General features: G+C 67.6%; 10 protein-coding genes. 8 read left to right on the plus strand and 2 right to left on the minus strand.

All coding sequences use genetic code 11. The features are described from left to right. The first annotated feature begins 106 nt into the window (after positions 1–106). The 5 genes from ABIE24_RS15630 (at position 107) to holA (ending at position 8351) form a co-directional block, all read left to right on the plus strand. Entirely contained in the window at positions 107–1513 is a 1407-nt protein-coding gene (locus ABIE24_RS15630; protein WP_354501304.1) for an anthranilate synthase component I family protein, read from the plus strand. 73 nt (positions 1514–1586) lie between these two features. Next, positions 1587–4139 (plus strand): leucine--tRNA ligase, encoded by a 2553-nt coding sequence (leuS, locus tag ABIE24_RS15635; RefSeq protein WP_502916292.1) that lies wholly within the window; start codon positions 1587–1589, stop codon positions 4137–4139. 103 nt (positions 4140–4242) lie between these two features. Then, on the plus strand, positions 4243–4884 hold the full coding sequence (locus tag ABIE24_RS15640; protein ID WP_354501308.1) for a helix-hairpin-helix domain-containing protein: 642 nt from the start codon (positions 4243–4245) through the stop codon (positions 4882–4884). Continuing rightward, positions 4881–7268, plus strand: coding sequence for a ComEC/Rec2 family competence protein (locus tag ABIE24_RS15645; RefSeq protein WP_354501310.1), 2388 nt, complete (start codon positions 4881–4883; stop codon positions 7266–7268). The genes ABIE24_RS15640 and ABIE24_RS15645 overlap by 4 nt, the downstream gene beginning before the upstream one ends. Positions 7269–7322: 54 nt before the next feature. Continuing rightward, entirely contained in the window at positions 7323–8351 is a 1029-nt protein-coding gene (gene holA / locus ABIE24_RS15650; protein WP_354501312.1) for a DNA polymerase III subunit delta, read from the plus strand. Between the two features lie 452 nt (positions 8352–8803). Here holA and rpsT read toward each other — a convergent pair whose 3' ends face one another. Both rpsT and ABIE24_RS15660 read right to left on the minus strand, forming a co-directional pair. Further along, positions 8804–9064: a 30S ribosomal protein S20 gene (gene rpsT, locus ABIE24_RS15655; RefSeq protein WP_354501314.1), complete on the minus strand. Its 261-nt coding sequence runs from the start codon at positions 9062–9064 to the stop codon at positions 8804–8806. A gap of 95 nt (positions 9065–9159) precedes the next feature. Further along, positions 9160–9924, minus strand: a complete 765-nt coding sequence (locus ABIE24_RS15660) for an alpha/beta fold hydrolase (RefSeq protein WP_354501316.1) — start codon at positions 9922–9924, stop codon at positions 9160–9162. A 117-nt stretch (positions 9925–10041) separates the two neighbouring features. Here ABIE24_RS15660 and lepA point away from each other — a divergent pair, with 117 nt between their 5' ends. From lepA to hemW, 3 genes are read left to right on the plus strand one after another with little or no spacing between them, the layout of a single operon-like run. Beyond that, a complete protein-coding gene (gene lepA / locus ABIE24_RS15665) occupies positions 10042–11895 on the plus strand; it encodes a translation elongation factor 4 (RefSeq protein WP_354501318.1) in 1854 nt (617 codons plus the stop codon). 3 nt (positions 11896–11898) lie between these two features. Continuing rightward, on the plus strand, positions 11899–12552 hold the full coding sequence (locus tag ABIE24_RS15670; RefSeq protein ID WP_354501320.1) for a DUF1990 domain-containing protein: 654 nt from the start codon (positions 11899–11901) through the stop codon (positions 12550–12552). A gap of 30 nt (positions 12553–12582) precedes the next feature. After that, entirely contained in the window at positions 12583–13806 is a 1224-nt protein-coding gene (hemW, locus tag ABIE24_RS15675) for a radical SAM family heme chaperone HemW (RefSeq protein WP_354501321.1), read from the plus strand. Positions 13807–13810 lie beyond the last annotated feature (4 nt).

The raw sequence follows: 13810 nt of genomic DNA on the forward strand, positions 1-13810 counted from the left end.
ACCATGAAGCGACATATCGACTCACGACCATGAACCGACATATCGACGGATCACCGACGGTCTGCGCAAATCTCAACGGCTGTCCGCACAATCTAAGGTTGAGGGCGTGGAATCCAGCCTGAGGTCGCGAGAACTGAGCAGCTGGGTCGACCCGGAAATCGCCTACCTCGCAGTCTTCGCCTCATCGCCGCGAGCGTTCTGGCTCGACAGTGGCGTCCACGCCTCCACCGGATTCAGCTATCTGGGGGACGGCGCCGAACTCCTCACTGCTTCCGTTATCGAAGGCACTGTCACGCGGTCGACGAGGATTGCCACCTCACGCGACGCCACGCAGACCACTCACTCCACCATCTTCGACGCCCTTCGCGCCGAGCTTGCCGCCGAACGGACGGATACGGCGGGGACCCTGGCGCCGGCGGGGGAGTTCACCGCCGGGTGGGTGGGCTGGATCGGATACGAAGCCGGAGCACACACCAACCGGACCCCGGCTCATCCGTCGCGCTACCCGGATGCTGCATTCCTCCGTCCAGCCCGGATGCTCGTCTTCGACCACGCTGCACGTACTGTCACCGCTGTCGAACGACGTGACGCTGGAGCGACAACGTCGTCCTTCGACTGGCTGGCCGGCCTTCCCGACCAGACGCCCGTCGCACCGCCCGCGCTGACCGAATTCCACTCGGCGCGCTGGAGGCACCCGGCACCGACCTACGCCGCACTCATCGCCGAGGCCCAGGCGGAAATTCGTCGCGGCAACGCGTACCAGTTATGCCTGACCAACGAGGTGCGCGTCGACGGGCACTTCGACCCCCTCGACGTGTACCGGCGGCTGCGGCATGCCAGCCCGAGCCACCACGGCGGGCTGATCGTGATCGACGGAACCGCCCTCGTCAGTTCGTCACCCGAGCAATTCCTCCGCGTCACGCCGGATGGCACCGTGACGACCCGCCCGATCAAGGGCACCCGACCACGCGGAACCACCCCCGAACACGACGCGCAACTGGAGTCCGAACTCCTCGGCAGCGACAAGGAGCGGGCCGAGAACCTGATGATCGTCGACCTCATGCGCAACGACCTCGGCCGGGTGGCCATCACCGGCAGCGTCGCAGTGACACAGCTCCTCTCGGTGGAGAGCTATGCCCAGGTGCATCAGCTGGTCTCAACGGTGACCGCGCGACTCGCCGACGGCGTCAGCGCCATCGACGCCGTCGAGTCTGCCTTCCCCGCAGGTTCGATGACCGGGGCTCCGAAGATCTCCGCCATGACGATCCTCGACCGGCTGGAGGCGGGATCACGCGGCATTTACTCGGGGGCATTCGGTTATCTCGGGGCAGATGGCGCCGTTGATCTCGCCATGGTGATCCGCAGTATCGTGATCGACGCCGACGGGGCATCCGTCGGAACGGGCGGCGGTATCACCGCGCTCTCGGTCGCGGGCGAGGAGATCGAGGAGACACACGTGAAAGCGGCGGCTCTTCTCGCCGCGCTGGGGGCGGCGGAACAGGAAGTAGGCTAGTTCTCTGGACCTCGGGTTCAGGAGCAGAGCCACGCACCCAACAGTCGTCCCCACACCGATGAATGAGAGTTACGTGTCACACGACGAGCAGACCCAGGTCGGACAGAAGTACGATTTCGCCGCCATCCAGGAGAAGTGGCTTCCGGTGTGGGACCGGATGAAGCCCTTCGCGACCGACGACGAGACCGACAAGCGCCCGCGCAAGTACGTGCTCGACATGTTCCCCTACCCGTCCGGTGACCTTCACATGGGCCACGCCGAAGCGTTCGGCCTCGGCGACGTCGTCGCGCGGTACTGGCGCCAGCAGGGCTTCAACGTGCTGCATCCGATCGGCTGGGACTCGTTCGGCCTTCCCGCCGAGAACGCGGCAATCAAACGCGGAGTCGACCCTCGCGGCTGGACCTACGACAACATCGCGCAGCAGAAGTCGAGCTTTCGCACCTATGCGCCGTCGTTCGACTGGGACCGGGAGATTCACACGTCGGATCCCGAGTACTACCGGTGGACGCAGTGGCTCTTCCTCGAGCTGTACAAGAAGGGCCTGGCTTACCGCAAGGACAGCGCGGTCAACTGGTGCCCGTTCGACCAGACCGTCCTCGCGAACGAGCAGGTCGTCGACGGCCACTGCGAGCGTTGCGGCAATCTCGTCACCAAGAAGAAGCTGAACCAGTGGTATTTCCGCATCACGGACTACGCCGACCGCCTCATCGACGACCTCAAGCAACTCGAGGGCGCGTGGCCGTCGAAGGTTCTGAGCATGCAGCGCAACTGGGTGGGCCGCTCGACCGGCGCCGACGTCAACTTCGTCATCGAGGGCAAGGCCGAGCCTGTCCCGGTGTACACAACCCGACCCGACACGCTCTACGGCGTGACCTTCATGGTCGTTGCCGCAGACTCAGACCTCGCCGCTGAGCTCGTCGCCGACGCGCCCGACGCGACCAAGGCTGCCTTCACGGAATACCTCGACCGGGTCAAGGGCGAGACGGACATCGAGCGGCTGAGCACCGAACGGGAGAAGACCGGGGTCTTCCTCGAGCGCTACGCGACCAACCCGCTCAACGGCGAACGCCTGCCGATCTGGGCCTCCGACTACGTGCTCGCCGACTATGGCCACGGCGCGATCATGGCCGTTCCCGCACATGACCAGCGCGACCTCGACTTTGCCCGTGCATTCGACCTGCCCGTCCGCGTCGTCGTCGACACCAGCCAGCCCGTCACCGGGATGATCCCCGTCCTTCCCGACGGCGAACTGCACGAAGACGTGCCGCCGACGGACCCGAAGATCACCGGCGAGGCCCTTGCCGGCCCCGGCCGGCTGATCAACTCCGGACCGTTCAACGGACTGAGCAAGAACACGGCGATCGCGAAGATCACCGACGCCCTGACGGCATCCGGCCTCGGCTCCACCGCAAAGAACTACCGCCTGCGTGACTGGCTGATCTCTCGCCAGCGGTACTGGGGCCCGCCGATCCCGATCATCCACTGTGACGCCTGTGGTGAAGTTCCCGTGCCGGAGGATCAGCTCCCGGTCGAACTTCCCCCGGCTGACGGCCTCGACCTCCGGCCGAAGGGAACGAGCCCGCTCGGTGCCGCTGAGGCGTGGATCAACGTGTCCTGCCCCCGCTGCGGTGCGCCCGCCAAGCGTGACTCCGACACCATGGACACGTTCGTCGACAGTTCCTGGTACTACCTGCGCTACCTCAACCCGAACTCCGACACTGTCGCTTTCGATCCCGCCCAGGCCGACAAGTGGGCTCCCGTTGACCAGTACGTCGGGGGCGTCGAGCACGCCATCCTTCACCTGCTGTACTCGCGCTTCATCACCAAAGTCCTCTACGACCTCGACTACCTGGGCTTCACCGAACCGTTCTCCTCCCTGCTCAATCAGGGCATGGTGCTCATGGACGGCGCCAAAATGTCGAAGAGCCGCGGCAACCTCGTCGAGTTCGCCAGCGAACTCGAACAGTACGGTGCGGATGCCCTCCGCGTGACACTCGTCTTCGCCGGTCCGCCGGAAGACGACATCGACTGGGCGGACGTCTCCCCGGCCGGATCAGCGAAATTCCTCGCCCGGGCCTGGCGCGTCGCCCACGACGTGACGAGCGCGCCCGATGCGCTCTGGAAGAGCGGCGACCCTGCTCTTCGCCGCGTCACTCACCGCTTCCTCGCCGACGCGCCCGGACTCGTCGAGTCGTTCAAATTCAACGTCGTCATCGCCCGCCTGATGGAGCTCGTCAACGCGACGAGGAAAGCCATCGACACCGGCGCCGGGCCCGCGGATGCCGCGGTGCGCGAAGCCGCGGAGGTGACCGCTGTTGCGCTTAACCTGTTCGCCCCGTACACGTCCGAGGACATGTGGGAGATGCTCGGCTATGAGCCCACCGTCTCTCATGTCACCTGGCGGAAGGCCGACCCGACCCTCCTCGTCGAGGAATCGGTCACCTGTGTCGTGCAGGTCGACGGCAAGGTCCGCGACCGCCTCGAGGTGTCGCCGAAGGTATCCTCCGACGAGCTGGAGTCGCTCGCGCGTTCGTCAGCAGCAGTTCAGCGTGCTGTCGGCGACCGGACCATCGTGAACGTCGTCGTCCGTGCGCCGAAGATCGTGAGCATCGCGACCAAGCCGTAGGTCCCGCCTGCCCGTCCCTGCACCAGTGCGGGCGGGCAACTGGTTCTCCACCGTCTCGCCAGCGGCCCTGCCCGTCGACGACGTGCGGGCTTGACTGGACCACATGGCCAGGCACGTTTCCGCGCGGTCGCCGGGAGCGGCATCCGTCCTTCCCCTGACCCTCGCGACCCGTCGCCCGACGGGCGTCCGGGTCGGTGTCGGTGCCCTGCTCGTGCTGCTTCTCGGCGGGCTCGTCACCGCGGTCGTCGTCAGCCTGCTCGGGGCGAGCGGGCAGGCCCGGCCCCTGCCTCCCGAGGCCAGCGCAAGGGTCGAGGAGGCGGCTGGCGGGGCGCTGTACGTCCACATCCTCGGTGCTGTCGGCAGCCCGGGCGTGTACCAGTTCCGCGACGGCGACCGAGTGGTCGATGCGATCGCAGCGGCCGGCGGGTTCGCCCCGGCCGCTGATCAGCAGGCAGTGAACCTCGCCCGATTCCTCAGTGACGGTGAGCAGATCCTGGTGCCGGTGCAGGGTGCGGCGCCGCCGGTAGCCGGACCCACGGCATCCGACCCCAGCGCCAAAGTGAATCTCAACACCGCCTCGAGCTCCGAACTCGAGACGCTGCCGCGCATCGGCCCGGCCACTGCGGAGCGCATCATCGCGTGGCGCGAGACCAACGGCCGCTTCGGCGCGGTCGATGACCTTCTGAACGTGCCGGGCATCGGCGACAAGACCTTCGAGTCCCTGAAGGACCTGGTGACCGTATGACACCGGCGCATCGTCTGTTGCCGCCCGCTGTCGCGGCCTGGATCACCGCAGCTTTCGTCGTCGGTATCCCGGATGCTGCCTGGCTCGTCGCCGGTGCGGGATTTCTCGCGACCATCGGAACCGCAGTCGTCGCGGTCACCCGCCCGCGAAGGCGCACGGCAGGTCCGCCGTCTCGATCCGCGTGGTGGGGAATCGTCGCCCTGACACTGCTCGCGACGTCGCTCGCCGCCACCGCGGTCGCCGCCCGGGTGGAGGCGCGTACTCCGGCTGCGCTGATCGAGGCTGCGGATGCCGGGCGTTCGGTGGCCGTTCGGCTCACCGTGGGGGAGAAATCTGCTCTCGACGACAGCCGCAGTCGCTCCGCCTGGGACCGCGGGGCCGCGGCAAAGTCGACGTCTGAGGAAACAGCTCAGCGGATCCGGGGAACCGTGACCCGGGTGGACCTCGGCGGTTCGACTCTGCTCGTATCGGTGCCGGTCGTCCTCTTCGCCACCGTGACCCAGCAGGATCTCGTTCCGATCGGATCGGTGCTGGAGGTGGACGCGGCGCTACAGCGGACACCGCCAGGCGACGCCGCCGCGTTCCTGCTGTTCGCGAGACAGCCGGCGGAGGTCTCGAACTCCCCGCCGGGGTTCCTCGCCTGGGCGAACGACATGCGGGCCGGACTGGTGGATCGCGCCGCCGAGCTGCCTGGCGCCGGAGGCGAACTGCTTCCCGGGCTCTCCACCGGGGAAACGACAGCGGTGAGCGCCGACCTCGATCAGGCGATGAAGAGCAGTTCGCTCAGCCACCTCACGGCGGTATCCGGCGCCAACTGTGCGGTCATCGTTGCCGTGGTCACGGCGACCCTCGCCGCCCTGCGGGCCCCCCGAGCTTTGCGGATTGGCGGCGCCCTGGCCGGGCTCGGCCTCTTCGTCGTCCTCGTCACGCCCGAACCGAGCGTGGTGCGCGCAGCGCTCATGGCGTTGGTCGTGCTGCTCGCGCTCGGTGCCGGCCGGCCCACCGCAGGGCTGCCGGTCCTCAGCCTCGTCGTCATCGTCGTCGTGATTGCCGACCCGTGGCTCTCCCGCAGCTATGGCTTCGTCCTCTCGGCACTGGCGACGGGGGGCCTGCTCACCCTCACCCGCCCGCTCACCAGACTCCTGTCGGCGTGGGTGCCACGTCCGCTCGCCGTCGCATTCGCTCTTCCGATTGCTGCACAACTGGCGTGCCAGCCGGTCCTGATTCTCCTCACGCCGACCCTTCCGCTGCTCGGCGTGCCGGCCAATCTCCTCGCCGCTCCCGCTGCGCCGATCGCCACCCTGCTCGGCCTCGCGGCGTGCATCCTTGCTCCTCTTCTTCCCCCGGTCGGGGTCGCCCTGCTCTGGCTCGGCTGGATCCCGGCCACATGGATCGGCGCGATCGCCACCACCGTGCACAGCCTCCCGATCAACCGGCTGCCGTGGCTGCCGGACGGCGGGGGCGCGCTCCTGCTCGCCGGGCTGACGGCGGTTCTGATCCTCGCCGTCCGGGCGACCCTCAGCGGCCGGCGGACGGTGGCGGCGTGCTGCGCCGGGGTGCTCCTGGTCGCGGGAGGCGCCTATGCGGGAAGCCTGGCCGGGGCACGCCTCGCGCCCGCCCTGTCGATGCCGGCGAACTGGAGCCATGCCGCCTGCGACGTCGGGCAGGGTGACGCCATCATTCTTCGAAACGCCGGAGCGGTGGCGCTCATCGACACCGGGCCGGAGCCTGAGCCTCTCTCCGCCTGTCTCGATGCGCTGTCGATCCGCCGGCTCGACCTGCTCGTCCTCACCCACTTCGACCTCGACCATGTCGGCGGAGTCTCGGCGGTGGTCGGCCGCGCGGACCTCGTGCTCGTCGGTGAACCGCAGAACGCCGCCGACGAGCGGATCCTCAGCGACCTGGCCGCGAGCGGTGCCGGCATCCGGCGGGCGACCGCAGGGCTCACCGGTACCCTGGGGTCCGCACACTGGCGGGCGCTCTGGCCCCCTCCCCGCGCCGGACCGGTGTGGCAGGGGAACGCGGGGAGTGTCACCCTTCTCGTCGAGGCCCCCGGCGGCCTGCGGTCCTTGTTCCTCGGCGACCTCGACGAGGCCGCGCAGGCCCGCATCCTCGCCGGTCGTTCCCTCGGCGGTCCGGTCGACCTGGTCAAGATGGCACATCACGGATCGGCGGACCAGAGCAGTGAGCTGTACGTGCAGGCCGACGCCCGCATCGCACTCATCCCTGTCGGCGCCGACAACGACTACGGCCATCCCACCCGCGCCGCACTCGACCTGCTCGAGGCAGTGGGGACAACCTCTTTCCGCACCGACACCTGCGGGCTGATCGTCGTCGGCGGATCGGCGACGGAGCCCGACGTCTGGACGGAACGTCGCTGCTGACGCGGGCTCGCGTCGGCCGTCGCCGGTAGGCTGGGTGAGGAAGGACGGTGGACTGTGGCAGTTGCACGGAGCACGACGTCGGCGAAAGCGACGGCAAAGGTCGCGATCCCGCAACTGAGCTGGAACGCGATCCGGCCTGCGCCGGTCGTGCTTGTCTCCGGCACGCAGGGATTCCTCGCCGACCGTGCCATCCGCATGCTGCGCGACTACCTCCGGGTCGAGGACCCGAGCCTCGAAGTGAATGACATCGAAGCCGACAGCTATGCCCCCGGCGAGCTGATCACCCTCGCGAGCCCGTCGCTGTTCGGCGAACCGCGGCTGATCCGCGTCACCAACGTGGAAAAGTGCTCGGACCAGTTCCTGACGGAAGCATTGGCGTACCTGGAATCCCCGGCCGAGGGCGCGTACATCGTGCTTCGCCATGCCGGGGGAGTGCGGGGCAAGAAGCTCCTCGACGCCGTCCGCGCCAACAAGGCATCCGCGATCGAAGTGGTCTGTGCCGAGCTCAAGAAGGAGAGCGACAAGTACGACTTCGCCGCTGCGGAGTTCAAAACGGCGGGCAAGTCGATCCGCCCGGCCGCCCTCCGTGCCGTGGTGGCGGCGTTCGCCGATGACCTCGCCGAACTTGCCGGGGCCTGCGCCCAGCTGATCGCCGACAGCGGCACCGAGATCACCGAGGCCACCGTCACCCGGTACTACGGCGGCCGGGTCGAGACCAACGCGTTCGCCGTCGCCGACGCCGCGATCGCCGGCCGGTATGGGGAGGCGCTCGTCGGCCTGCGCCACGCCCTCGACTCCGGTGCCGATCCGGTGCCGATCGTCGCCGCCTTCGCCAGCAAACTGCGCACGATGGCGAAAGTGCAGGGCGGCAGGGGATCGTCAGCGGACCTCGCCCGTCAGTTCGGGCTGGCTCCCTGGCAGGTCGACCGGGCTCGGCGCGACCTGGCCGGCTGGACCGACCAGGGACTCGGCCGTTGCATCCAGGTTCTCGCTGACACCGATGCCAACGTCAAGGGCGGTGGCCGTGACCCCGTCTACGCCCTCGAACGAATGATCCACACGATCGCCGGCCGCGGCCGCTGAGCGCGGGTCAGTGCTGGAGCAACTACGCAGAGGGTGTGCATAACTCCGCCAGTTCGTCGTGCGGGCGTTCGTCTTGCTCCGTGTTGCCGCGGACGTCGCTGCCGATTCGAGGAGGATGGCGGAGTTATGCGCAAATCGGCGTTCAGTCCCGAGCGCGGGTCAGTGCTGCGGCGGCCAGCGCAGAGGGTGTGCATAACTCCGCCAGTTCGTCGTGCGGGCGTTCGTCTTGCTCCGTGTTGCCGCGGACGTCGCTGCCGATTCGAGGAGGATGGCGGAGTTATGCGCGACGTGGCGCGAGATGTTTCGCTCAGACCGGCCACCCTCGTGCGCCACCATGCCCGTCAGCGACGACAGGCCCCGGCGGAACCACGACAGGCCCGCGCCAGACATCAGGCCCTTAACCACGGCAGGCCCCGCCGAAGCGGAGCCTGTCGTGAAAAGTAGGAAGCTGCTTAGAGCGACGCGACCTTCTTGGCGAGAGCCGACTTGCGGTTCGCTGCCTGGTTCTTGTGGATGACGCCCTTGGTGACGGCCTTGTCGAGCTTCTTCGCGGCGGTCTTCAGGGTGGACTCAGCCTTCGCCTTGTCGCCGGAGAGGATGGCCTCGCGGGTCTGGCGGACGAGGGTCCGGAGCTGGCTCTTGATCGCCTTGTTGCGCTCCGTTGCCTTCTTGTTGGTGCCGATTCGCTTGATCTGCGACTTAATGTTTGCCACGTTTGATAGCTTTCCGTTGTATTCGAATGGGATGTGCCACTGGGCGAGAGAGGGCGCTTCGCGGCGAAAATCGTGCGGGGTAACCCACACGCAAGTCAAGGAGTAACGATACCAGTCCCGGTGCCATTCTCGGAAATCTGCCGGGAGTTGCCCGCGAGCGTCGTCGCGGCATCCGTCACCGCCTGCGTGAACTCGGCCGGTTTGACGAGACTGACGAGGTGCGTCGCCCGTGGCACGACGACGACGGATGCGTCCGGTCGCGTCGCGAGGAACGCCCGCTGCGACAGTCGGAAGTGATCGTAAGCGCCCATCACGAACCAGACGGGGCCCCGGTACCGGCGCAGCCCGTCGAGGGGATCGAGCGTGCCGACTGCGGCGAGCGTATCGTCCATCACATCGAGTGCCACCCCGCCCGCCGACATGTCGGCCACTCCGGCCGGCGGAAGGAACCGGCGCGCCATAGCGTCGTTCAGCCAGGCCCCGCGGTCCGGGAGTCGGTGGATGGCACGGGCAAGGGCGCGGTAGCCCCACAATCCGGCCCCGCGAGGCAGGGTCTGGCAACTCGCCGCGACCAGTCCGGCCACCCGTCCGGGATGCGAGCCGGCGTAGTGGATCGACAAATAGCCGCCGAGCGACAACCCGACCAGAAGAACCGGCCCGGGGTGGCGGGAGACGGCCTCGTCGATCGCCGCCATCGCGGCCTCGACCGTGAACGTCTCGCCGATCCGGGTGCCGTGCCCGGGAAGGTCGGGCGCATCCACCTCAAAACCCGCTGCGCTGAGATCCTCGACCTGGCGCCGCCACATCGTTCCAGACGTGCGGATGCCGTGGACGAGCACGATCGCGGGCGGGCGGGTCATGCTGTCATTGTGCCACCGGCATCCGGGGGCGTCGACAGGCGAACTCACGCCCGGGTGGTTCATGGGACAATAGGGAGTTGATCCAATCCCACCCAGCTACAGACCCCTGAGGAACGCGTGAGCCCCAAAGCTGTGAAGGCACTCGAGCCTGCCGCTACCGACCCGTCGTTCATCCGCAACTTCTGCATCATCGCGCACATCGACCACGGCAAGTCGACCCTCGCCGACCGGATGCTGGGGGTGACCGGTGCTGTCGCCGATCGCGACATGCGCGCCCAGTACCTCGACCGGATGGACATCGAGCGCGAACGCGGCATCACCATCAAGAGCCAGGCTGTGCGGATGCCGTGGGAGCTGGATGGACAGACCTACGCGCTGAACATGATCGACACGCCCGGTCACGTCGACTTCACCTATGAGGTGTCCCGTTCGCTCGCCGCATGTGAGGGCGCAATCCTCCTCGTCGACGCAGCCCAGGGGATCGAGGCGCAGACCCTTGCGAACCTGTACCTTGCGATGGAGAACGACCTCGAGATCATCCCCGTCCTCAACAAGATAGACCTCCCTGCGGCCGACCCGGAGAAGTACGCGAAGGAGCTCGCCAACCTCATCGGCGGTTCACCCGAGGATGTGCTCAAGGTGTCGGGCAAGACCGGCGTCGGGGTCGAGGAACTGCTTGACCGCGTCGTCCAGAAGATCCCGAACCCGGTCGGCGACCCGAACGCGCCTACCCGCGCGATGATCTTCGACTCGGTGTACGACACCTATCGCGGCGTCATCACCTACGTGCGGATGATCGACGGGCACCTCAGCCCCCGTGAGCGCATCCAGATGATGTCGACCCGGGCCGTGCACGAACTCCTCGAGATCGGCGTCAGCTCTCCGGAGCCCACGCCCACCCAGGGGCTCGGCGTCGGTGAGGTCGGTTACCTCATCACCGGCGTGAAGGACGTGCGCCAGTCGAAGGTCGGCGACACCGTCACCACCGCGATGAAGCCGGCCACTGTGGCGCTTGCCGGTTACACGGACCCGAAGCCGATGGTGTTCTCCGGCCTGTACCCGATCGACGGGAGCGACTACCCGGTGCTCCGGGATGCCCTCGACAAGCTCAAGCTCTCCGACGCCTCCCTCAATTACGAACCGGAGACTTCCGTCGCCCTCGGCTTCGGGTTCCGCTGCGGGTTCCTCGGCCTGCTCCACCTTGAAATCGTCACCGAGCGGCTGGAGCGGGAGTTCAACCTCGACCTCATCGCGACGGCGCCGAGCGTGACCTACGAGGTGACGACAGACGACAAGAAGACCGTCACCGTCACCAACCCCAGCGAATTCCCCGGCGGCAAGATCGCCTCCGTCGAAGAACCGATGGTGAAGGTCGGCATCCTCGCCCCGAAGGATTACGTCGGTACGATCATGGAGCTCTGCCAGGGTCGCCGAGGCGCCCTCCTCGGCATGGAGTACTTCGGTGAGGACCGGGTCGAGCTGCGCTACACGATGCCGCTCGGTGAGATCGTCTTCGACTTCTTCGACCACCTCAAGAGCCGCACGCAGGGCTACGCCTCGCTCGACTATGAACCCTCCGGCTCGCAGACGGCCGACCTCGTCAAGGTCGACATCCTGCTGCAGGGTGAACAGGTCGACGCGTTCAGCGCCATCGTGCACCGCGACAAGGCGTACGCCTACGGCCTGCTGATGACCGAACGGCTGAAGAAACTCATTCCCCGCCAGCAGTTCGAGGTGCCGATCCAGGCCGCGATCGGCGCACGGATCATCGCCCGCGAGTCGGTTCGCGCGATGCGCAAGGACGTCCTCGCCAAGTGCTACGGCGGCGACATCAGCCGCAAGCGCAAACTGCTCGAGAAGCAGAAAGAGGGCAAGAAGCGCATGAAGATGGTCGGCAGGGTCGAGGTCCCGCAGGAGGCGTTCATCGCGGCGCTGAGCGGTGACACCGAGGTCGCGAAAGAGAAGAAGTAGCGGATGCGCCGATCGAACTTCGAGGACCAGCCGGTCGACTACGCGGCCGTCGGTGCCACGCTGGCGCACGATCTGCTGCAATACCCGCCGCGTGGCTTTGCGCCGTTTGAAGCATCCATCCGGCTGGGAAGCGGTGAGGAGCGATTTGACGCGGCATCCGCTTCGCTGCTCAGCTGGGACATCCAGCACGGCTCCGGCATCGACGTTCTCGATGTGAAAGCGGATGCCAGCCAGCGCTACGGCGGCATCCGCTACGACGACGACGGCACCGCCCTCGAGCCGATCGCGGTGTCGACCGAACAGCGTTTCGCCGCTGACGGCACACCTTACGTCGCCGCAGGCTCGTCCGCCCGCCTGCGCGGACGGGTCGGGTCGTTCCGGATCGACGAACGCGTTCGGATCGTGCTCCTGATCGAGGAGCCCACCGTCGTCGCGTTCGCCTACGGCACCGTGGGCGCCCACCGCGTCAGCGGTGAGGAACTCTTCCGTGTCGAACGTCGGGACGACGACTCGGTCTGGTTCACGGTTCGCTCGTTCACCCGGCCCGTGTCGCTCGCCTATCGCCTGTTTCCTCCGCTCGCGAAGATGCGCAGGAAGACGTTCACGACCGCCTACCTGCGCTCGCTCTCACCCCTGTGGTCGACCCCGACGACCTGACGTGACTCTTCTCTCACGCCGGCAGCGCTGATGGCCGGTCCCCAGCCGATCGCCGACCCGGCACCGCTCGACGGCGTCCTTCCGGCATCCGTCCGGGACGGGGCCGACGAGCGGATGCTGTCGGTCTACCTCCACGTCCCGTTCTGCCGCGTCCGCTGCGGCTACTGCGATTTCAATACATACACCGCGACGGAACTGCGGGGCGCGAAACAATCCGACTACGCCGACGAGGCCGCAACCGAGGTTGCCTTCGCCGGTGCCACCCTCCGCGCCGCCGGGCTGCCTGAGCGCCCCGCGTCGACGGTCTTCTTCGGCGGCGGCACCCCGACCCTGCTCCCGGCGCGGGACCTCGTCCGGATGCTCGACGCCGTTCGCGGGTCGATCGGGCTCACGCCCGATGCCGAAATCACCACTGAAGCCAACCCCGACTCGGTCGACGCCGATTACCTCGCGACCCTCGCGGATGCCGGGTTCACGCGCGTCTCGTTCGGCATGCAGTCCGCGGTGCCGCACGTGCTGGCGACGCTCGAGCGCACGCACGACCCTGATCGGGTGCCGCTCGTCGTCGACTGGGCACGGCGGGCCGGCCTGCAGGTGAGCGTCGACCTCATCTACGGCACGCCCGGGGAGAGCCTCGCCGACTGGACCCGTTCCGTCGACGCCGCCCTGGCAACGAACCCCGACCACCTGTCGGCCTACTCACTGATCGTCGAAGCCGGAACGAAACTCGCCCGGCAGATCAAGTCCGGTGTCGTGGCCCAGCCCGACGAGGATCTCCAGGCGGACATGTACGAGCTCGTCGACGCGAAACTCCAGGCGGCCGGGTTCTCCTGGTACGAAGTCAGCAACTGGTCGACGAGTCCGGAGTCCCGATCACGGCACAATCTCGCGTATTGGCGCAGCCAGGACTGGTGGGGCATCGGCCCGGGCGCACACAGCCACATCGGCGGCGTCCGCTGGTGGAACGTCAAACATCCGGCCGCCTATGCCTCCCGGATGAGCGAAGGTCTCTCGCCGGGGGCCGGCAGGGAGACGCTGTCGGCCGAAACGCGCGAACTCGAGCGGATCCTTCTGCTCACGCGCACGCGGGACGGCATCCCGATCCCGACGCTGCCCGCTGAGGCACGTGTCGCGGTCGCCGGCCTGATCGCCGACGGCCTCGTTCACGCAGAAACCGCCCTGCGCGGGCGAGTGGAACTGACCCTGCGCGGGCGGCTTCTGGCTGATGCGGTGGTCCGCCGGCTGACGGTGTAGGTCG

The sequence above is a fragment of the Mycetocola sp. 2940 genome (assembly GCF_040548835.1).
GTDB lineage: Bacteria > Actinomycetota > Actinomycetes > Actinomycetales > Microbacteriaceae > Mycetocola_A.

Coding starts and splice junctions, on each gene's coding strand:
- hemW (WP_354501321.1), top strand. CDS start 12,583: ATGGCCGGTCCCCAGCCGATCGCCGACCCGGCACCGCTCGACGGCGTC.
- ABIE24_RS15645 (WP_354501310.1), top strand. CDS start 4,881: ATGACACCGGCGCATCGTCTGTTGCCGCCCGCTGTCGCGGCCTGGATC.
- ABIE24_RS15660 (WP_354501316.1), bottom strand. CDS start 9,924: ATGACCCGCCCGCCCGCGATCGTGCTCGTCCACGGCATCCGCACGTCT.
- ABIE24_RS15670 (WP_354501320.1), top strand. CDS start 11,899: ATGCGCCGATCGAACTTCGAGGACCAGCCGGTCGACTACGCGGCCGTC.
- ABIE24_RS15640 (WP_354501308.1), top strand. CDS start 4,243: ATGGCCAGGCACGTTTCCGCGCGGTCGCCGGGAGCGGCATCCGTCCTT.